This window comes from Roseateles sp. Mitsp63, from assembly GCF_059491535.1.
In genome coordinates this window covers 1,996,941-2,017,862 of the sequence record NZ_CP168509.1, presented here as the reverse complement: position 1 = coordinate 2,017,862, position 20,922 = coordinate 1,996,941, and the positions used below count along the sequence as shown (strand labels likewise).

The 20,922-nt window shown below is 62.7% G+C and carries 16 protein-coding genes; 6 read left to right on the top strand and 10 right to left on the bottom strand.

Annotation, left to right across the window (positions count from 1 at the left end):
• Positions 1-298 precede the first annotated feature (298 nt).
• The 3 genes from ACEN96_RS08840 to ACEN96_RS08830 all read right to left on the bottom strand — a co-directional run bounded on the left by ACEN96_RS08840 (position 299) and on the right by ACEN96_RS08830 (position 4,919).
• Complete coding sequence (locus tag ACEN96_RS08840; protein ID WP_495588560.1) at positions 299-1,747, bottom strand: IS1182 family transposase; 1,449 nt, start codon at positions 1,745-1,747, stop codon at positions 299-301.
• A gap of 791 nt (positions 1,748-2,538) precedes the next feature.
• Positions 2,539-2,775, bottom strand: a complete 237-nt coding sequence (locus ACEN96_RS08835; protein WP_495587652.1) for a hypothetical protein — start codon at positions 2,773-2,775, stop codon at positions 2,539-2,541.
• A 17-nt stretch (positions 2,776-2,792) separates the two neighbouring features.
• On the bottom strand, positions 2,793-4,919 hold the full coding sequence (locus ACEN96_RS08830) for an ATP-binding protein (RefSeq protein ID WP_495587651.1): 2,127 nt from the start codon (positions 4,917-4,919) through the stop codon (positions 2,793-2,795).
• A 377-nt stretch (positions 4,920-5,296) separates the two neighbouring features.
• Between ACEN96_RS08830 and ACEN96_RS08825 the strand changes: the two genes are divergently transcribed.
• Together ACEN96_RS08825 and ACEN96_RS08820 are read left to right on the top strand one after the other, a co-directional pair.
• Positions 5,297-5,791: a response regulator gene (locus ACEN96_RS08825; RefSeq protein WP_495587650.1), complete on the top strand. Its 495-nt coding sequence runs from the start codon at positions 5,297-5,299 to the stop codon at positions 5,789-5,791.
• 735 nt (positions 5,792-6,526) lie between these two features.
• Positions 6,527-7,672: a serine hydrolase domain-containing protein gene (locus ACEN96_RS08820; RefSeq protein ID WP_495587649.1), complete on the top strand. Its 1,146-nt coding sequence runs from the start codon at positions 6,527-6,529 to the stop codon at positions 7,670-7,672.
• A gap of 322 nt (positions 7,673-7,994) precedes the next feature.
• Here ACEN96_RS08820 and ACEN96_RS08815 read toward each other — a convergent pair whose 3' ends face one another.
• Positions 7,995-8,456, bottom strand: coding sequence for a signal peptidase II (locus ACEN96_RS08815; protein WP_495587648.1), 462 nt, complete (start codon positions 8,454-8,456; stop codon positions 7,995-7,997).
• Positions 8,457-9,372: 916 nt separating this feature from the next.
• Entirely contained in the window at positions 9,373-9,657 is a 285-nt protein-coding gene (locus ACEN96_RS08810; protein WP_495587647.1) for a hypothetical protein, read from the bottom strand.
• An 877-nt stretch (positions 9,658-10,534) separates the two neighbouring features.
• Here ACEN96_RS08810 and ACEN96_RS08805 point away from each other — a divergent pair.
• Entirely contained in the window at positions 10,535-10,960 is a 426-nt protein-coding gene (locus tag ACEN96_RS08805) for a Na+/H+ antiporter NhaA (RefSeq protein WP_495587646.1), read from the top strand.
• Between the two features lies 1 nt (position 10,961).
• On the opposite strand, the gene ACEN96_RS08800 is transcribed toward ACEN96_RS08805, so the two are convergent.
• The 3 genes from ACEN96_RS08800 to ACEN96_RS08790 all read right to left on the bottom strand — a co-directional run bounded on the left by ACEN96_RS08800 (position 10,962) and on the right by ACEN96_RS08790 (position 13,736).
• Positions 10,962-12,242, bottom strand: coding sequence for a three-Cys-motif partner protein TcmP (locus ACEN96_RS08800; protein WP_495587645.1), 1,281 nt, complete (start codon positions 12,240-12,242; stop codon positions 10,962-10,964).
• Between the two features lie 106 nt (positions 12,243-12,348).
• Complete coding sequence (locus tag ACEN96_RS08795) at positions 12,349-13,104, bottom strand: DUF5131 family protein (protein ID WP_495587644.1); 756 nt, start codon at positions 13,102-13,104, stop codon at positions 12,349-12,351.
• A complete protein-coding gene (locus ACEN96_RS08790) occupies positions 13,101-13,736 on the bottom strand; it encodes a LexA family protein (RefSeq protein WP_495587643.1) in 636 nt (211 codons plus the stop codon). The genes ACEN96_RS08795 and ACEN96_RS08790 overlap by 4 nt, the downstream gene beginning before the upstream one ends.
• Before the next feature lie 226 nt (positions 13,737-13,962).
• Between ACEN96_RS08790 and ACEN96_RS08785 the strand changes: the two genes are divergently transcribed.
• Positions 13,963-14,643, top strand: a complete 681-nt coding sequence (locus ACEN96_RS08785; protein WP_495587642.1) for a hypothetical protein — start codon at positions 13,963-13,965, stop codon at positions 14,641-14,643.
• 34 nt (positions 14,644-14,677) lie between these two features.
• Here the strand turns inward: ACEN96_RS08785 and tcmP are convergent, their stop codons facing one another.
• The gene (gene tcmP, locus ACEN96_RS08780; protein WP_495587641.1) at positions 14,678-15,529 is read right to left on the bottom strand and encodes a three-Cys-motif partner protein TcmP; all 852 of its coding nucleotides are present in this window, start codon (positions 15,527-15,529) and stop codon (positions 14,678-14,680) included.
• A 947-nt stretch (positions 15,530-16,476) separates the two neighbouring features.
• Here tcmP and ACEN96_RS08775 point away from each other — a divergent pair.
• The gene (locus tag ACEN96_RS08775; protein WP_495587640.1) at positions 16,477-18,342 is read left to right on the top strand and encodes a DUF4209 domain-containing protein; all 1,866 of its coding nucleotides are present in this window, start codon (positions 16,477-16,479) and stop codon (positions 18,340-18,342) included.
• 484 nt (positions 18,343-18,826) lie between these two features.
• On the opposite strand, the gene ACEN96_RS08770 is transcribed toward ACEN96_RS08775, so the two are convergent.
• Positions 18,827-20,068, bottom strand: a complete 1,242-nt coding sequence (locus ACEN96_RS08770) for a hypothetical protein (protein ID WP_495587639.1) — start codon at positions 20,066-20,068, stop codon at positions 18,827-18,829.
• Positions 20,069-20,210: 142 nt separating this feature from the next.
• On the opposite strand from ACEN96_RS08770, the gene ACEN96_RS08765 reads away from it, so the two are divergent.
• On the top strand, positions 20,211-20,435 hold the full coding sequence (locus ACEN96_RS08765) for a helix-turn-helix transcriptional regulator (RefSeq protein ID WP_495587638.1): 225 nt from the start codon (positions 20,211-20,213) through the stop codon (positions 20,433-20,435).
• Positions 20,436-20,922: the final 487 nt, after the last annotated feature.

Sequence of the window (20,922 nt, the reverse complement as noted above, 5' to 3'; positions counted from 1 at the left end):
TGGCCGTGAAGGCGACTTGAGGCCCACGCCGAGGCCGCAGTTCGGCGCAGACGCTCGTGATTCACGCACAGCATTGAGATGGGCGTGGCTGCCGTGCGGCGGCCACTCGCAATCTCCTGTCGGGTTGTCGAACGTCCGCTTTCAGCCGAGGCCGTGTGGAAACGCGGTTTGACTGCGGCCCGCCACGAGCTTAGGCCAAGCACGTCCCCAGCGAAGCGCCCACGGGCTCTCCGAGGGCTCGTCTGAGCTTGAGGAGTGCTCAGGGCATCCGAGCTGCGATGCGATGTTTAAAGGGCGCTCATGCGCCCACCAGCCTCATCGCCTGCGCTGCCTTCTTGATGCCCAAGATCTGCATCACCCGTTTGAGGTTGTAGGCCAGGACCTGCAAGCTCATCTCGGTGCTGACGTTGCCGAGCCTGCGCGTCAGGAAATGCGTGCTGCCCATCCAGTGTTTGAGCGTGCCGAAGACATGCTCTACCGTCCGACGTCGGATCATCATGGCATCCGTGTTTCGATCCAATCGCAGCTGCATGGCATCGAGCACGCCCTGGTGTTCCCATCGCGAGATGCGGCGGTGCTTGGATGGCGTGCACTGCGTCTTCATCGGACATGCGGGGCACGCGCTGCTCCAATAGCGGCGGATCTGCAGCCCGTGCTCATCGCGCGTGAAGCGATAGGTGGCCCGCTCGCCTGCTGGACATCGGTACTCGTCGTCCTTGGCGATGTAGATGAAGTCAGTCTTGTCGAAGCGACCCTCGGCCTTCGCGCTTGACGTCATCGGCCTGGGCACGAAGGGCCTCATGCCGTTGTCCGCGCAACGCTTGATCTGCGGGGCGTTGAAGTAGCCCCGGTCGGCGTAGACCTTCAGATTGGGCTTACCCATCGCCTCCTGCGCCGCGAGCGCCATGCCGCTGAGCTGTGCTCTGTCGCTGCCGATGTTGGTGACCTCGTGCGCGACGACCAGGTGGTGCTTGGTGTCGACCGCTGCCTGCACGTTGTAGCCCACGACGCCGCTGCCCGCGGCCTGGGTCGCCATCGCACGCGCGTCCGGATCCGTGAGAGATACCTGCTTGTCTGGCTGCTTCAGGAGGTGCTGCTCCATCTCGTCTAGCCGCTGCATCTGCTCACGCAGACCATCCAGCTTGTGGCTGAGTTGGGCATACCTTGGGCCGAACTCCATGAGCGGCAACGTCCTGTCCGCGGTGTCGAGCGCCGCGAGGTAGCGCTGGATGCTCTCCTCGATCTGTTGGCGCCGCTTTTCGATCTTGGTGGCGGTGAAGTTCTGGTCGCGGCTATTGACTGCCTTGAACTTGCTGCCGTCGACCGCCACGCCGTCACCGCTCAGCAGCTTCAGCTGCCGGCACAGCTCGACGAAGCGACGGCAGACGCTGCGGATGCCCTGTCCGTTGTCACGGCGGAAATCGGCGATGGTCTTGAAGTCCGGAGCCAGCCGCTCAGTCAGCCACATCAGCTCGATATTGCGCTGTGCTTCGCGCTCAAGCCTCCGGCTTGACTGGACACGGTTGAGGTAGCCGTAGATGTAGATCTTGAGCAAGACCGCCGGGTGGTAGGCCGGGCGGCCCGTCGCCGCTGGCGTGGCGCCAGCGAAGCCAAGCGCTTCGAGATCAAGCTCTTCAACGTAGGCATCGATGACGCGGACAGGATTGTCTTCAGCGATGAAGTCATCCAGGCACTCTGGCAGCAGCGTCACTTGATGCCGCCCCTGACCTTCGACGAATCGCGCCATCGTCACCTCCACCATGTCGCATCGACACGATGAATCTAGGCAGCGTCGATCAGATCACCAGGAGGGTTTTCACACAGCCTCGGTCGGAAGCTGTCAGCCACATGTGCATCGGCGACGGGCCGCGTCCAGCCTTGAACCGTCAGTGAGTTTCACTGCCGACTCCGCGGTGCACACGTTACCGAATCGATCGATCCGGTCGCACTGAACTTCATGGTCAGCGGCGGTTGAAATATGCACGGCTGCGTGTCCACGTGCCCCCGGAAGGTTCATCACTCGCTAATCCTCTTCCGCAATGTTCGGGGGCGAGCCGTTCGGCCACTTCCGCCCACCACCGGAAATGGAGGTGTTGCGTGTGCCTTGCAAGGTCAGATGCGCCATGGCCTGCGCTGCATTCTTCCTATTCGGGTAGGCCCAGTAGGCTTGCGTTGCTTCCTATCCGGGTCCCCGACCCATTCGGTGCGGGTTGGCGCTTTGGATGCTGAGGCGAAGGACTTGTTCCAGGGACTTGCATGGTGATCTGCGGGCCCACAGGCGCGCCCCGGTCACGCAGGTCGATGAATCGTGGCCGGATCGCCAGCCGGTTCAACAGCTCGAAGATTGGCTGACCGATAACGGGGGACGAGACCGCCGGTGGCCCATCGGACTCGCCGTCGCCGGGCAGATCGGGGCGATGGGCCTGTAGGCTTCGCCTGCCATGATGAATGACAGCACGGAGTACCGGCACAGACGAAGTCGTTGCCGAGTCGCTGAAGCATTGTTGTGTCCTGTGGCCATCTCCCGTGCCGACAGGATCAGCGCGCAAGGCCACCGCGGTCGGTATGGAAATGCCCGACCTCCGTCCACGCCCGCAACTCACCCGGCACGCCGAAGACCAGGGAGACCGCAGCCGCAGCTTTCCGTGGCGAGCTAAACGAGTCACCCCAAGGCATGTCGTTGTGCATGACTCGCCAGCGCCCGTTGAACCGCTCCTTGATCTTGAAGGTTCCTTGAGGGCTCTGAAACAGGTAAGACACCGTGTCGAGTTCCATCTTTGCCTCCATGGGGTTCATCCTTGGCACGGCTCGGCCGCCTGAGGCTTGACGGGCACCCAGACACGAAAGCGCGTCCCCCGACCCGGCGTGCTCTCCACCTCGATGCGCCCGGCGTGCTTCTGGACGATCGAGTAGGACAGCGATAGCCCCAACCCCGTGCCCTTGCCCACCGGCTTGGTGGTGAAGAAGGGCTCGAAGATGCGCTGCCTGACTTCCTCACTCATGCCGGTGCCGGTGTCCTCGACCTGGACCCAGACCCAGTCGCCCTCGGCGCGCGTCGTCAGGCGGATCTCGCCGCGCTGCGGGATCGCATGCGCGGCATTGACGATCAGGTTCATGAAGACCTGGTTGAGCTGTGCCGCGATGCAGCGCACCGGCGGCAGCTGGCCGTAGTCCTTGCGCACCTCGGCCTTGTACTTGACCTCGTTCATGACGACGTTGAGCGTCGAGTCCAGGCCGGCGTTGAGGTCGGCGTCCTGCCACTCGGCGTGGTCCACGCGCGAGAAGTCCTTCAGGTCCTGGACGATCTTCTTGACTCGCACCAGGCCGTCTTCGCTCTCGTCGAGCAGCTGCGGCAGGTCCTCCTTGACGAAGGACAGGTCGATGCGGCGGTCGAGCTCCTTCAGCGCCGCCCGCACGGACTCGGGCAGTTCGCCGATGGTCGACTGCATCGCGTCCAGCAGTCCGAACATCGGCTCGACATAGCCCCGCAGCGTGCCGAGGTTGGAGGTGACGAAGCCGATCGGGTTGTTGATCTCATGCGCCACGCCGGCGGCGAGCTGGCCGATCGAGGCCATCTTCTCAGCTTGCAGCAACTGGTTCTGCGCCTCCTCGAGCCGCATGTTGGTGAGCTTGATGCGCTCGTAGTTCTCCGCGAGCACCTGCTGCACGCGGCGCTCCTCGGTGCGATCCTGCAGCAGCCACCAGATGCGCGCGAGCCGGTCCTGCGGGTTTGCGACGTACGCGATCATCTGGATCCACAAGCGCTTGCCGCTGATGGACTGCATCTCCATCTCGTGCTGCAGCGATTCGCCGCGCGAGAGCACCGGATAGGCCACGTCAGCCAACGCCTGGAAGTCCTCGTCGCTGCAGAAGAGCATCCGTGTTGGCGTGCCACTGGCCGGCGTGTCCCCGAGTTCGAAGATCTCAGCGAACTTTCGATTGCCGCGGACGATCCGATGATTCAGAGTGGTCACGATGCCCACCGACGCGTTCTCGAGGAAGGCCTCCAGCTCGTGGTGCGTCTGCAGCAGCTCCGCCGTGCGCTCGGTCACCAGCTCCTCGAGTTCGGCGCGATGGCGGCGCAGTTCCTCCTCGGCGCGACGCCGCTGCGTGACGTCCTGCAACGTCTCGATCGCACCCACCACGGTCCCCTGTGCGTCGAGCAACGGCGCAGCGGTGAAGAACAGCCAGCGGCCGCCGTCGTCCATCTTCGGGAAGAAGGCCTCGACCTCGTAGGCGTCGTCGATGGTCTCCGAGCGCCGGCAGCGGCCTTCGTAAAGCGGAACACATTGGGCCTCGATCGTGCCGTCGATGATCAGATCGGCCAACAGCGGGCGAGGCTCGGGATAAAAGGCTGTCCAGGCGTCGCGGCGCCCCATCATGTCGAAGCTCTCGGTCCCGGTCAGCTTGCTGCAGGCCGCATTCCAATGCGTGACGCGGTGCTCGGCGTCGAGCACGAAGCTGGCGACCGGGCTGTTCTCGATGATCTGGTGCAGCACCCGTCCCACATTGAGCAAGCTGGTCTGCACATGCCGGCTGTCGCTCAAGTCCTGCACCGTGAGCACGTTCAGGCGACGCCCCTGCACGGTGTACGGCCGCGCGGTCAATTCCAGCGAGCGGATGGACCCGCTTCGGGTCTCCGCCTCCACCTCGATGGCTGGCGGCAACGCGTCGTGCGCGATCGACTGCAGGCCGTAATCGCGCAGTGCCTGGCGCTGTGTAGGTATTGCCCAGGCGTCAAAGGGCATCGCCGCCAGCGCCGAGGCCTCATAGCCCAGCAAGCGCAGCATCGCGGCATTTGCGTGGATGACGCGGTGCTCGTCGTGGACGAGTAGCGGCGTCGTGACCGCTTCCCAGGCAGCCAGCAGATGGGCCGGGAGTTCGTCGTCCGCCAGAGGCGCGAGGTCGCGTGCGGTCATGGCTTGAGGCCGCCGCATCGACCGTTCGTACCAGTGCATCCGGGTCGGCAAGTCGCGCCAGCTCCACGTGAGGCGCAGCAGCGCGTGAGCGCCGCAGTCTCTTCGGTCATCGTTCTCTCCCTGATGTGACCTTTGAGCAAGGCTTCGAGTCTAGGGGTGCATGACCCGATCAGCCAACTAATTGGCGACGGACCTCATACGCCACCGATGGAGGATCGAAGATGCCAACGCAGCGCGGCTTCGGAATGCTCGTCGCCGGAGAGTGGCTCTCCGGCGCAGCCTGAATCGGCGAACCACGCAGGGCACCGATACAACTTGGACAATTCGCCGCCCCTCGGACGGCGAAGGGACGGAAGCGCTTGCTGATATAGGCTTCTGTGAATGATGCACGGGAAGCGCGCGCCATCGCTGCCGACGTCAAGATTGGTGATGAGCCGCGGCGCCCGATCTGCTACCTTGAAGGCATGGCCAATCGCATTTCGCCCTTACTCAAAGGCCGCGTCCTTTACATTGAGGACAACACGACCAACATTTGTCTGCTGCAAAGTTGGGCCGAGAAGTTTCAAGGATTTGAGCTGCTTGTTGCAGAGACCGGCGAGGAGGGCTTACTCGCCTATGAACGGGAACGCCCGGATGCCGTCATCGTCGACCTGACCCTACCGGACTTGCCGGGGAGTGAGGTGCTGCGACGACTGCGGCGCTTGGCGGACGGACGCGCCGTTCCGATCGCTGTGCTCACGGCACACACGTCTGCCGAACACGTACAAGAGTCGATCCGAGGCGGCGCCGTCGCATATTGGACGAAGCCAGTGGACCTGGTCCGGCTTGAGCAGGATCTCGGCGACCTGCTGACGTCGCGGCAGGGCGACTAGGCCGTCCCCGCGCCTCTTCTGTGCTAACAGTTCCGTTGCGCAGCTAGCTTAGCCGCGCCCGCGAATACGGACCTCGTGCAGTTGAAGTCGTGTCACTGAGCCAGACGGCCGGCTCCCCTATAGTGGTAGAGCCGCACGCACGGCGACGTGCCAGCCGTCTACCGCTACCATTCACATCGAGTGCAAGCTCCCTGCTTATCCTCCCTGAGCAGGCTTCGACGCTGACAGCGAAGAAGTTCCGGCTCCCGGCACATGCCGGGAGCTTTTTCTTCAGCGAAAGGATCAGGCAGGCGACGAAAGCAACGGAAGCGAACATGTGCGTGCTTCTACGCCGCAGGCCTTAACCGGGACGGACGTCATGCTTTCCAGTGAGCCCCGCCTCGGCATTCTGAGCTGCGGAGTCAGTGCTACGGCACTAGCGGCCATGCTGATCGCGCAGCAGGGCATAGACGTCCCGCTCGCATGGGGACGGGGCTTGGGGCCGGGCAGGACAGCCGACGTGAAGCATGGGTGCCCTTTCGATTCCTGCATCAGACGACGGCCAGCGGCATTGCGGCGTTGGCCCATCGCGCGGGGAATTCGGCATCCCGCCACGACAGTTCATCGCAAAGATGCACTGCGACAAGCAGCGTCTGCCTAGGCTGTCTCGCCGCCTTCTGCTGTCGCGGGAGGTGGCAAGGCGCCTGGCGCAGGAGTTGTGCGCCTCGGCACCCGCAACGCTTTGACAGACTCCCCATGACCATTTGGATGGCACGCACGGCCTTGCTGACCTTTGCGGCGCTTTGCAACCCGCAAGTGCTGGCCGCGCCCGGCGACCCCGATGCGCAGTTGACGAGCCGCTTCGCCGCCGAGGCCAGCCGGTTCGTGGGCGAGGGCCGCGGCGACGGCCTGGCCATCGGCGGCGTCCGCTGTGGGCAGGCGTTCATCGTCCTTCGGGGTGTCGCCAACCGGGACGACGGGCAGAAGGTCGCTGCGGACACGGTCTTCGAGGTGGGCTCCGCTTCCAAGGCGCTGACGGCACTGCTGCTCGCACAGGCCGTGACCGAGGGCCGGCTGCGGCTTGACGACGACGTGCGGCGCCACCTGCCCGGACGCTTTGGGCAACTGCAATGGCAGGACGGCACGCCCGTGACCTTGGGCCAGCTCGCCGACACGACCTCCGGCCTGCCCGACTACCTGCCCGACCCCGCGCCCATCGTCCAACTGCCCGCCGACCAGCAGGCCGAGGCGGCGTCGCGGTTGCTGCAGGGGTATGGCAATGGCGCCTTTCTGCAAGACCTCCAGCAGGTGCGGCTGCTCGACCGCCCCGGCACGCAGGCCGCCCACTCCAACGTGGCGGCCCAGTTGCTGGGCGTCGTCCTCGCCAAGACCTACGGCAAGCCGTTCGCGCAAGTGCTGCAGGACAAGATCGAGAAGCCTGCCGGCATGCGCGACGGCACCGCCCTCGCGCCCGATGGCCAGTCCGCCACCGGCTACGACGACCGGCACCGGCCGATGCCGCCCTTTCGCGGCGAGTCGCTGACGCCGGCCGGGGGGCTGCGCTACAGCGCCCAGGACATGGCGCACTACCTGCAACTGCTGCTGGCGCCGGGCAACCGCGCTGTGCAGCTGAGCCTGCAGCCACGCTTCACCGAGGCTGCCGACCGGCAGATCGCCTTCACCTGGGTTGTCTCCACGCCGCAGCCTGGGCTGCGCAAATACCGGCTGTCCGGCGGCACCTTCGGCAGCAGCAGCTACGTCGAGTTCTACCCGGCGCTGGGCTACGGCGTGGCGCTGCTGGCCAACCGCGCCGCAGCGCAGACACAGGACGAACTGCAGGAGATCGCCGAGCGGACCTTCGAGGGCTTGCAGGGCGCCCTCTCTGCGTGTCCAGTGCCGTAAACCGCCCGTTGAGCCCGCCTGACGTATGGCGGTGCACGGTGCCCGCAATGGGCGTGTCCCATAGCCCCGGGGAGCAGCAGCGCTTTAGAGCATCTCAGCTGGCGCCTAGGAATTCATCCAATGCCTACCGGACAGGTCGGCGCCGACATGCTTACCTGCGCGCTCACAAGTCAGAGCTTGAACTGGCTGACGAGCGTCTCTAACCCGGCCCGGACCATCAGCGGCCTCTACTTCAGTGGCTACAAGGCGTACTTCGAACTCGGCGTCAGCCGAGAACTCATTTCTCAAGTCGAAAGCCTCTCACCTTGAGGGGCGTGCGGCTTCAGGGCTGAGACCCGTCCAACGGCACTCCGCGGTAGGAAAGAATCATCATCAGCCCCGCGGCCACGGTGATAGCGATGTCTGCGACATTGCCGACGAAGAAATTCCCATAGGCAATGAAGTCGATCACGTGGCCCCTTCCGAAGCCGGGGTCGCGCATCAGCCTGTCGATCAGATTGCCAAGCGTGCCGCCGAGCAGCGAGCCGAGCGCCATCGTCCACCCAGTGCTGCTCAGACGGCGGGAGAAACGGACGATGAGCACGGTGGCCGCGACGGCGATCACGGTGAGCAGCCAGGTGCTCCCGCTGCCCAGGCCAAGGACGGCGCCGGGGTTCAACAGCAGCTGGATGCCCAATGCGTTGCCCAGGACTGGGTGTCGCGCCCCTTGCTCCAGACCGGAGAGCGCCCAAGCTTTGGTGACCTGATCGACCATCAACACGATCAATGCAAGGGAAGTCAGCAAGCCAAGCCGGGACCGACGCGCCGGTGCGGATTTGCGTACGGCGGAGGGCTCGGACGTGATTGGCCTGAGGCGATGGTTGCTCAACATCGAAAAAGTTTACCCCGCGTCGCCGCCGCATGGGCAGCTCGCGACCTTAGGCGCCGTAGCGGGCCTTGGCCTTGCTCCCAACGCGTGAATCAGCTCGGGAGTTGGTGGGTGACATGCTGGCCGAGCTCAGCAGCAGATTCAAAGAAGCCGATTCACGGCGGATTCGCCGGACACATGCCATTCAAGCGGGTACCCCTCGAACCAAATCACTCGGGGAGGATGGTCTGACGGTAGGGGACTAAATGAGGCGGGCTCTTCGAGTCAAATTCGGAACGGCGACCGAGGGGTATCCGACGTCGGAATGATGCGGGTCACTCTCGCGCCCTGGAACACTCCCTCAATGGCCTCTGCGGCCCCATGCAAGGCCTCGTCCGTCGTCCTAGCGGATGTGATGAACTGAAGCTCGACAGAGCACGTTGCCCCAGCGCCGACCAGTGCGTCCGAATAGCCGGCGTCGTCGAGTCGCTGCAGCAACGACTCCAGCAGCGGGTCATGCTCAGCTAGCTCCACCTGGAGGGTGAACTCGAACTCGAGCCGAGCAGCCGTTCCAGCAATCGAGTCCTCCCGTGGGCGCTCCGGATGTCGTGGTCAGAGCTTCTCACTGCGCCTGCGACCCGGGCCGAATCGGCTTCCAGGAGTGGCATCAGAAGAGCAAGCAGTTCCGCGTTTATGTGAACGTTGCCGAACATTCGTGTTCACGCTGTCGAACAAGCCGATCAAATTCACCGAAATACGCATCACCATAACGCCGCGGTCCGCGCCGCGTGCGCGGCTAGGCAAACGGAACTGACACCGCAACGCAAGCGACGATGGTAGGGCGGTCTCGTTTTCACGAGTTCTGCTCGTGCGTCCAGTCCTGGATCGGCACGAACGTCTCGCCGCAGTTGGCGTCGAACATGATCCAGCCGCCGCATCGGCCGCTCAGATCAAGCAGGTGCTGGACCTCCCCGGGGCTGATATTCAAAGGCGCGCCGCCCCCATCGGCGGCATGCAACGCGTGCCACACGTCGACTTCGATGCCTTGCATCCACACGGCGCGGTAACTGCGCTGCGAGATTAGGGAAATGAAAGAGGCCAGATCGCGTTGATCCGACGAAAGGTCCTCAAGAGCCACGCCGTTTCTCCTCAGACGATAACTTGCGCGTTCACACCGGTAGCTACGATCCTGCCAGATTCATCCAGGCACTTGGCTTGCGGATCCTCGGTGCGAGCGTTCTTTTGCTGAGGCTGATATCAGGGAGCTCGACTGTTCGCCGCTCCGCGCCAAAACAGCGCTCCTAAAACTCCAGGCCGCTGATTGCGTATTCCGGTCGACTTGCCCACCTGTGCCGGTTCAAGTTGACCGGGTCAGGGCTGGCCGGTTCAGGCTGTCCAGAGACATAGGCAGTCAATCGGCCAATGTCTGCGGCCGGATCAGGCGGTCAGTGGGACCGGCTGGCGATGAATGACTGCTGTTCAGGACGATCCCGCCGCTCGTCGGTGAGCGGCAGTGAACGCCACGGCTTAAGGCATGCGATGTGCGCACTTCGTGCCACACCCGACGCCGCTATGGTTCGAGCAGGCAAAATGCTTCGTGGGGAGGATGGGCAGCGCGAGCGCCATCGATCAATTGTCCGGCGTGGCGACGGAACTCGACCCAGCAGCTCTCAACCTTGCTTCGGCTTGCTCCTATGCAGGAGTGGATTCCCAAGCATCCGCCCGGTGTTTCGCTTGGGCGAGGACACCATCAAGGCGTCTATTTCTGCTCGCGTTGGGAGACGCATCCTTGCTGTCTTCTCGACCAGCTCCGCGCTGATCAGGACGAACTTTCCGGGAGCAACTTTGACTCGCTTCATGGCCTCTCTCATTGGAACCGGCGCTATGGTTTATCGCAATACCAGGCCGCCGCCATCGAGGCGATCGGTCGGGACCGTCAGACGTAGGTTGCGCCGACATTTTTGATGGGAACGCGTCGGCCCAGGTCGTACGGCGCCTCACATTATGGTGTTCGCATGGGCCAATGCTGGCGTGGCGCTGGGCACGTCGACCTGAACGCCGGCGGCGCCTGGTGGGTGATCGCTGCTGGTGTGGCCAGCGCACTCGTCGTGGGCAAGCCGCTGGGCGTGGTCGTCACCAACTGGCTGCTGGTCAAGCTAGGCTGGTGTTGTCTCCCGGCGGGGGAGAGCTGGGACGGTGTGGTGTTGGTCGGGCTGCTGGCCGGCATCGGCTTCACGATGTCGATCTTCATCGCGATGCTGGCCTTCACTGAGCCGGCGCTGCTGCGCTCGGCCAAGCTGGGCGTGTTGGTGGGATCCGTCGCGGCCGCAATCCTCGGACCGCCATCGATGTCGAAGATCGTCCGCTCCAGGCATGAATGCAACCGGTCTGGCTATCCGCATGTGACGATCGACCCAGCAGACTTGGTGAAGGCCTGCTGACTCATGACCCATCCCCCTTGAACGAGAAGCTGAACGCCCCTTGGGGTGGCCGGCGCAATACATGCTCGGGCTTCAGATGCACGCGTGCGCTGGAAGGCACGCCGTCATCGCCCAGCACCTGAACCTGCTGATGAGCGCTGAGCTTGAGCAATGTCGTCTCGACCATGTCCCGCGTCGCCGGCGTGGTGTTGATCAGCCGCATGAAGAACTGCTCGAAGCTGATGCCATCGGGCACCTCGCTGAGGAGCTTGGGTATCTGCTCCAGCATGGTGTCTTCGCTGACCGCGGCTGCCACGTCAGAGAAATCAAACCCAGTCTGCAGCCTGCCGGTGTCGTCGAGCTTGCCGATGTAGCCGGTGCTGAACATGTTGAAGCCGGCGCCACCGTAGTGCGCGAAGTGATTGTGGTGCTCCCAATGGGTGGACGCCATGACGTCCCGAGCTTTCCAGTGCTGCGACAGGTGCAGCAGCCAGAAGTCGCCGAAGCCCTGCTCCGGGCGGATGAAGAACGGCGTGTGGAACTTCGCTGCCGAGGCACGCGTCACGTCCTCATACAGCGTGGCCTGCAGCGCCACCCGCCACCATGGCGACTTCTTGAGATCGTCGATCTCCGCCGCAGACATCCCGGTGCGGATGCCGGTGGCGCTCTGGAACTGGTGCAGGTTCTTCGGGTCCAGGAACTTGATCAGTGCATCCACGTAGAAGGTCAAGATGACCTCGGCCTTGGCCAGCCTGCTGAAGATGTCGCTCAGGCAATGCATGGGCACGGCCGAATAGCCGTACTGGTCGAGGACGAACAGCGCGCGGCCTGATCTGATGCTGCGTGCCTCGCAGCGCTTGATGACGGCGTCGCTGTAGTCGGCGAACTGGCCATGGATCAGCCGGATTCGCTCGGAGGCCAAGGCCTGGCCATAATTGCGCTGGATCAACAGGTTGCGCAGGAACTCCAACGCCGACGGGCATTCGTCGATGCAGATCAGCTCGACGTCAATGTCAATGGGCTTGCGCCGGTCTTGGCGCTTCATGACCAGGTATTTGGCCTCCTCGATGGCTTCGAGGATGACCAGCGGCGATCCCGGCATCTCCCGCCCGTCCTCATTGATGTAGAGCCCCCCGCCGCAGAAGCCGTCTACAACGGTCATCCTGATCTGTTCACGCTGCAGTCGCGAGAACAAGGTCAGGAAGTATTTGATTAGGTAGTTGCGAAGCAGCGCATGCTTGACCTCGCTGTGGCGCTTCAGAAGCGGGGGCGTGCTCCCCCAAACCCAGTCGTAATGTGGCATCGTGTGGCGCTACTGCGCTCTGGCTCTCCCAGATCGCGAATGTGCACGCCCGCCACCGGGACATCAAGGCGCATGTGGCGCGCCGCCGACAGCGGCGCGCCACCAATCACATGCTCAACTGCGCAATTGCGCCTTCGGGCATCTCGTCCCACGTGCGCCCGTTGAGTTCGCGGCCGTTCGCGGCCTTCGCCCGACGCTTGCCATCGGCACCCCAGCCACCCCATTGCTTGAAGAAGAAGGCAACCTCCTGCTCCTGGCATTGCTCGCGAACGGACTCGACCCACTCCATCTTCATGGGCCTGGCCTTCGGGCCGGACTCGCCGCCGACGATGACCCAATGGATGTCCTTGAGGTTCAGCTCGCCTACATCCGACAGCAAGGGTTCCACCGAAAGGAACCGGATCCGAGCGGGTACCGTGCGTAGGTGATCGATTCGCGGCACGCCATACTTCTTGTCTTCCACCGAGACACCCAGCCAAGCGTTGTCAGGCACGGTTCGCGTGCGGAAGAAGCGCGCCATCCGGGCGGCACGCTTGGTGAGGATCTGGTAGGTGTGGTGAGGCGTCTGCTCGATGACCGCGAAGACCTGCTCGATGTATGTGTCAGGCACGCGGTCGTGGAACAGATCCGACATTGAGTTGACGAAGTACACCGTCGGCTTCTTGCGCTTGAGCGGGTCGTTCAACCGCTCAGGCAACAGCGTGAGCGCGAAGCCATTCTCATAGCCAGGCGTGCCCATCGCCTTGAGGCGCTTCGCCATGGCCTCGGCATAGCAGTTCTTGCATCCCGGAGACAGCTTGGTGCACCCGACAGTCGGGTTCCACGTCTGCTCCGTCCATTCGATCTTGCTGGTTGTCGTCATCGTGCAGCTCCCTGTGTTGCAAGCTTAGCCCTCGGCGGGGGGCTCGCTAGATTCCTGATGATCCCCCTCACCACGCCGAGGACAGTGAATGTGCGCGTTGGGCGTCGAGGCACGAAGCCAACTTGATGAGGCACAAGCTGCGCACCACGCCGATCAATCCGCAGTTCCTTGATGGTGTAAGCCCCATCGATCTCGGCGATGACGATGTCGCCCGGTACGGCCTGACTGGTGGTCTCTACGACCGCGATATCGCCGCTGAGGATGCCGGCCTCGGCCATCGACTCACCTTTGACTCTGACGAAGACAGTCTTCGATGGTCGGGTCACGAGCAACTGATCCAACGTCTGCGCTTGGACTAGACCGGTGCCGCAGTGATCCGCGCCGAACCCGGCGCGCACCTCGTCTTCGCTGATTTCCAACGTGAAGAACTCTGCCCCCGGCGCGAGCCGTCCGCCAGACGCCTTGCAGAGATGTCCGCTCGCAATGAGTCGCTGGGCCATCTTGAAGGCGGCATTCTTAGCCTCGAAGCCCAAGGCCTTAGCGATGACGCTATAGGACGGAAGGCAACCTAGTCGCGCATAGAGATCGCGCAACTTGCGAAGGTGCCTCTGGTCATTGTTGGGGCGAGCCATTTGGCCATCTTATTGTACGATCGTCCACTAATCAAGCATCGCTCGGTGGACGTGGTTTGGCTGCGAATCTGCGGGCCTATAGAGGTGGCGACGCGATGTTGTTTGATGAGGCGAGCCATCGGATAGGTCACTCCCTGGCTCCGGCTTGGCTGACGCACAGCATCCCGGCTGCGTCATCTACCATCTGCGCAAGCGGCCCCTACAACTGCATTGAGGGAGAGAACTGATGGATGTGTTTCCTGCGCCCGACGCTGGCTGGTCCAAGCCCAGGATGCACCCGTATGTGGCAGGCAGGGAGGGCGAAGCCGGCTTCATAGACTTTCGACGGGAGCCGGAACGCATTCCGGACGTGCTGGAAGACTATCGAGTGCATGCCAATCAGCCGGCGGTGCAAACCTTCTTCGAGTTCCTGCGGTGGATCAACGGACCGGAATCGGTGCTGGAGACCTGCGACTGCGCCCTTCGAGGCCCAGAGAAGCCCAAGTCCCGCAAGCCATCCGAGTTCCCATTGGTTTTGCACGGACGCGTAATGCTGATGCATCGTGTGCCAGGCGCAAATTGCGTCGAAGGCGCGCCGACCGTATTCATCGAGCATCTGTACGAGCAGCTACAGCGCGTCGACGCAGCAGCTCCCCTAAGTGCCGTGTCCGCCGGGTTGGCCCTGTGCAACGTGCTGTACAGGGATCGATGCCTGTCGCAACCTGCGGCGGACGGTAGCCTCGCCCCCGGGACAGACGATCCAGGACTCGGTCAGCACCTGATGGTGACGTTCCAGGTCCATGGGCAAAGCCGCCCAGAGGGCTGGCAGAAACTCGATGACTTTTTCAGACTCCTGTGGGCCGCTTGCCGCCAGACATCAGACCATTTTCAGCCCATGGGCGGCTTTCTGCCGAACGTGCATCGATAACTAGAGCGGAGTTTCCTGCCGTACCCGAATGAGATCACTCGGGGAACAGCTCTCGATTCTGGCTCCGCGCGATGTCGCCCCAGATGCGATCGGGCAGCGGGTGACGCGAGAAGAAGACCAACCGGTAGATCGACCGCCCTTTGCCGTCCGTGATGCGTGGCATCTGTGAGCTGACTGTGAAGCCCAGCGCCTTCACTGCGTTGCACCATTCCTCGAAGAACCACAACGACAGATTCTTCTTGGAGATCTTCGGTGGCACCAGTGACCGCCACCCCGGTAGCGCATGGTCGAAACGGTCGCGCGCAGGGTTCAGCTCCATGTCGATATTGCGAGTCAGGTCCATAAGGCTGAAGTGCACGGCAAAGTCGACATATTCCACCTTGGCCAGCCGCTCGATGATGGAGAACGAAAGATGCTCGAGGTTGTACGGATCGATGTAGGCCAGTGCGAGGGCGCCGAACGGCACGGCCTTCGCCATCTGGTCCACCGAATCCACGGCCGGGCCGACAAACTTCTGCACCGGCGCGCCGCGTGCGACCAAGCGTTGCTCGTTAGCAGCTGCCCGGTCCGCATCAATGTCGCCGATTAGAACCCTCGTAAAGGGAGCGCCCGACAGCACCGACTGGCCATAGGCGATTAAAGAGCCACCGTCGCGGGTAAAGGCCTCGCCCTTTACCTGCATGCGACCAGGGCCACAGAAGGGGTCGATCAGCACGCGCTGCTTGAAGCGTTTCTGTGCCTCGCGCGTCGCGTTCAAGTAGCGACAAAGGTAGCGGTGCTTCTCGAATGGCACCCACTCGCCAACGCCAAGCCCGTCGGGACCGCGCTCAATGGTCAACTCAGGAAATGGATCGGGTTGCCAGAGGTCTACAGCTTCAGCGGTCAATTCTTCTCCTTGACAGGCAGTTTCCAGAGACTTGCCAGGGATGGCAAGATGCTTGCGCCGCCCTGGACGAGGTGCCGGGCAGCCTGCCTCACACTGAGTGATATCCGCCACCTCTATTGAGGCGGTGCTCGGAGTCGGTAAGACCGTGCACTTGCCAAGAGCCTCGAACGCACCGACTACGGCTTGCGTAGCAGCTTCTTGACCAATGGCTCCTGCACCGCATTCGGCGCGTAGACGTAGCGCTCTGCCGATGACACAGCGTTCACGTTTGCCGCCATCACAAACGCCGCATTGACCCTTTCGAAAACTTGGTCGTCATTTGAAGGCGAAGAACTTACTTCTTGGGCTCAGCGGCAGCGCAAGGAGAAAGCTGGTTTCGAATCTGCCTATCTTCCGACAGTCCTGACGTGGGCTCAACCCTGGAGCGCTCCAGTGAATACAGATGCCTTTCCTTGGCGACCGACTTTGCTTTGTACCGGCGATTTACCAAGTGGCCGTCCGCCCAACGGAACGCTGTCAGCTTGTAGTCGGGCGGGGTATGCCACGGCTCTAACAGGAACCTTGGCACATAGTGCTGATTTGCGTGTGACACGGTGGGCATCGTAGCGCCCTCTGGCTCAGGATCGCCCTACATTCGAGGGCCGTAGTTGAAGATCCACTCTTCGCTCCCAGGCCTGATTGTCGCTTGTTGGCCGCAGCGCGACCTTCGGGACGGGAAGTCGAATGGCGGCCTCCGCCCGCAGAGCGGTCTGTCCGGCTGCGCTGCGCACATTGCCGAACTCGGCGTTCAGCTGCAACGTGCACTTCAGTCAAAGAATTGGGGCAACCTCGCCTGGGAGGCTGAACTTCATTGCAGGTAATCTCGACGGTCCTGAAGACGCGGTGGTGCTCTAGTCGCCTGAGACGCCTCTTCCTCGCTTCGACGGTGCCGAAAATCCGTTTCGAAAATGCACAAGTATCCGCAGGACACCCAGACTGATGGCGCGACTGCGCTTACTGCTCTGGCGGAGGTCCCCGAGTGTTCAATCGAAAGCGTCGACTGCATGTCGATGTGGCATAGACTTTCGCGAGCCGCGGCCGCGCAGGCCGAAAGTCCAGAGCCAGACTGGTCCAAGGTCAAAGCGCTTTGGCTGGTCGCATCCGCTTGCTCTCTTGTGTTGCGGCCTGGTAGCGTCAATGCGCCGTTGGGCCCTGTGGCAGTGTTCGAGGACAAGCGCTCGGCGCTGGCGGATGACTTCTCGGCAGACGACGCGACGCTTCTCTCAGACGTCGCCGACGGTCTGGCGCATCGATCGCTTCGAGCCCGACTATCGGATGTGGCCTGGATCTGCCGGCGTCCGAAGAAGAATGTTGCCGATGCTCTGCGTGCGATCGACGCCTACCGAGACGCGCCCATCGATGAAGCCACCTATCACGCGGCGTTGAACGAGCGCCAGCGAGCCATCGTACTCTGCCGGCAAATCGGCCGAGCAGCCGGTGACCGGCTGGAGAAAATTGAAACGGCGATGGTCGCGCTGGCGAAGTCCGAGATTCCGCTGGACGCGCACATCGGCAAGGCCGCAGCCAGAGTCTTGTTCGACTGCGGCTTGGCCAAGGATGAGGGCAAGACCATTGCTGATCTCCTGGCAGTCCGCGGTGAGCGGTTTGCGAGCGCCGACGAGACGCTTCCCGCCGACAGCTATTTGAGCTTGGCAGGCGAGTGGTACACGCGTTTGGGAAACAAGGATCGCGCCGCTGACATGGTGGTGGCACGAGCTGCATGCCGGGAACGGGATGCGGATAATCGAATCAAGGTCGATAAGACCACCGGGCATCTGGTGGCACACTCGTTCTTCGAGGAGGCAGTTGAGCTTCTGCGCACGATTCCGAAGGACCTGAGGCGTGCACGAAGCTTAGACGCGGCGATTGATCGCTTGCGCTTGCGTATGACCGAGTCAGGGCAAAGGGGCATCGCCATGATGCCGAAGATCCGTGTTGGACAGATAGACATCACGGACATCAGCCGCCATGCCGAGCAAGTGGTCAGCGGCAAACAGGGTATCGACGCATTGATGCTCCTAGCGCATTTGCACGATGGGGCCAAACTCAGCCGGCTCAGAGCGAGTGCGGAGTCTTCTGTGCGGCATTCCGTGATGCGCAGACTGATGGGCTCAGCGCACTTCGGGCCCGATGGGCGGGTGATCGCCAAGACTCCTGCGAGCTCGGGCAGCGGTCCTTCCGAGGACGATGCCCATCTCTTTGAGACCGTGATCCAGCACTACCGGATGGACGCGAACTATGTCGTTCAGAGCCAGATTGTTCCGGCGCTGAGGACGATCATCTGCGAGCACACCGTGAGCAAAGCGCATCTGCAGGAACTGATGGAAAGGGCGCCCATCGTTCCAGAGGGACGCGCGAGCCAGTTTGCCAAAGGCCTGTGGGAGGGTTTCGAGGGGGACTTCGCCACCGCAACATATTTGCTTGCGCCTCAGATCGAGCACTTGGTGCGCTGTAAACTCAAGCAGCACCAAGTCCCCACGACCACCCTCAAGGACGGAATCGATACGGAGAACGGGCTCAGTACGCTCGTTGAGTATCCGGCCGTTACCGAAATTTTCGGTGAAGACCTCACCTTCGAGCTGAAGGTGCTCTTCTGTAGCGCTCTCGGTATGAATTTGCGCAACCAGGTCGCGCACGGGCTGCTCGATCAAGAAGAATGCAATTCGGTCGAATGCGTCTATGCTTGGTGGTGGATTTTGCGTTTGACGCTCAGAAGCGCACACGCGGCCCTGTTCCGACCACCGACCTTGGCCGGCGTATCCGCTCAGCCGTAGCGGTAGCTGTGAAGCCTGATACTTGGCTTTGCCGACGTCGCGATGCAGAGCAGAAAGGTCAGGTCATCGTGGTTCGCGAGGCAACTAGCCTGTCCATGGCCGAGCTGGCAATGAGTTATGGGCAAGATGCGAGTTGCGGCTTGTCCTTTTGAAGCCTCCTCGACTTGCCGTGCCAGTCGGAATTAGAGGTTATCCACACTCGGGATGCCGGGCAATTGGCGTATCCCCTGCGCGAGCTGCGGTATGCGCAGCGCGAAGTGCTGCCGCCGGTGGTCCGCGTGCAGATGGCACTGCCCCCTGGGTGGCGTTTGGGGCGACGCCGCTGTTCATACTGGCCAATGCTGGCATGGCGCTGGGCAGCGTTGACCTGAACGCCGGCGGCGCCTAGTGGGTGCTCGCCGGTACTGGCCAGCGCGCTCGTCGTGGGCAAGCCGCTGGGCGTGGTCGTCACCGACTGGCTGCTGGTCAAGCTAGGCCGGTGTCATCACCTCTCCTTCTGCCGAACGCGCCGGCGCATCTCGCGCCGCACAGCGCCTTTCCGTTTTGGCGACCCGCCTCGTGCCACGGCCTGGGCCAAGCGCTCCCTCAATTCGTAAAGTTCGTGGCGAGGATCGGCATATCGGTTTAGCCAGTTGGAAACCGCACTTGGCGCCAAATCGAGAGCCTGCGCGATTTCGCCTCGATTGAAGCCGCCCTCAGCTAACTGGCAGGCCTTGAGCATGCGTGACCGCATGGCCTTTCCCCCGCCGCGGTGACCGGTCGTGTTGTTTTGCGCGTCAAGCCACAGATGCGCCGCATGAAGCTTGTCCAGCCATGCCGGCGCATCGAACTCGAACGGATCCAATGAGTCGCGCAGCGCCTGCAGAGTGTCGGAGTGCACGGTCGCCTTTCTCGGCAGACCGGGTATTGCGCGCAGATGAACGCTCTCATCGATCACTCGGATGGCGGCTCGGAGCATCGTCGCTTCAGTACCCGTGCGAAGGTTCCACAGTAGACGGGCGACCACGAACGGCATCCGCTTAAGGGAAATACCCCTGGGTCGCTTCGCTACGCCGGCCCATGGGCCAAGGCGCTGCGCTTGTTTCTGACGAAGGTCCCGCTCACGTGACGTTCCGCGACCGGCACTGGAACGTGAGTGCTCGAGGCAGAACGTTTGGCCGGACGTAGCCCATCGGAAACAGACCTTGCAGGGGCGTGTTCTGCGGATGCCAAGCCAGGCGATGCCGAGCAGCGCCAACGCCATCACATGCACATCTGTCGGCGGACCGACTCGGCTGAAGGCGGCGCATAGAACAAGGTATGCGCTGCGCAGAAGTGCGAAAGGGGTCGCGGTGTCAAGGGGCAGCTTCACAGAAGCTCGCCATAGCCGCGTAGCGTGCTCCAGGATGGCGCGAAAGCCGGTCGGAGTTAGGCGCTCGTCAAGCTTGATGGTCAGTTGAGCCTGCGCTCGCAACCCTGCAATGAGCGCCCTCGACACGTCCTTTGCCGGCGCCGTGGCCGGAATCTTCGGAATCCTCAGCCGCGTCAACATCTCCGCGAGCCGCTGGTCGAAGGTTGCCGTCCCAGCGCGTCCGTCGGGCCAGCGCACAGGTGTTTTTCGACGTAAGGCAAATCCCGCCTGAGCGGCATTCACAAGTGCGCGCACGCCTAGTTTCCACGCGCTGTCGAGCGTTCCGCCGAGCACTCGGGGCTCGTAGAGCCACGCATCCAGCCTCCTTTTGTTCAATCGCGTATTCGTCCGTGTTGCTGGCGACGCTTTGCCGGATCAAAGAGTTAGGCAGCCATGCGCTTCACATTTGCTGTCCTCAAAATTCTGAATCATCGGCGTTCATATTGCAGAGACTTGCACCAGCACGAAGGAGCAGCAAATGCAGACATTGATGACTGCGCAAGAAGTGGCGGAGCTGTTGCGCATCTCGCAGCGTCGGTTCGAACAGCTGGTTGCGAGCGGCGACGCGCCGAAGCATTGTCGAATCGGACGGTTGCGCCGATGGAAGACGACTGATGTAGACGAGTGGCTGACCAAGCAGCCGTGGACCGGAGCAGCCTCACACCCGGACACCGTCCAGGGGAACGGCGTCGAGCCTTGCTGACTCATCTGCGCTCAAGCGCTACCTCTTCAACCTCAGCGCTTTGGCTGCGTGGCTCGCCGGTAGCCGATGAACTTGCGAAAGCGGCGCGACTTCGCACGGCATCCGCCCCGGGTGCTGTTGCTCCCGGGCAGACGACGCGGGTGGCCGTACGGTCGGCGCATCGCTGCGTGGTTCGCGAGACAACAGCACGCTGATGCGGCGGCTTCCACGCTAGGGCGTCGTTCGCGGACCGAGCCCAATCACCTCTAAAGGAGCGTTCAATGACAGACAGCTAACCGGATGCATCTGATTGGGGCTCAAAAAGCACGGGCCCGGAATCCCTTGCAGGGGATTTCCGAGCCCTTTGATGTGCACAAGTAGCGACTTGCACGTCAAGTATGTGCCTGTGGCGCGCCGACGTCAAGAGCAGGGGCACCTGAGCAGGTGTTCCGGCTGGATCAACGCGCCACTGCGCCCCGTGAGGGCCGGCTAAGGCCGGCTGTTGCGA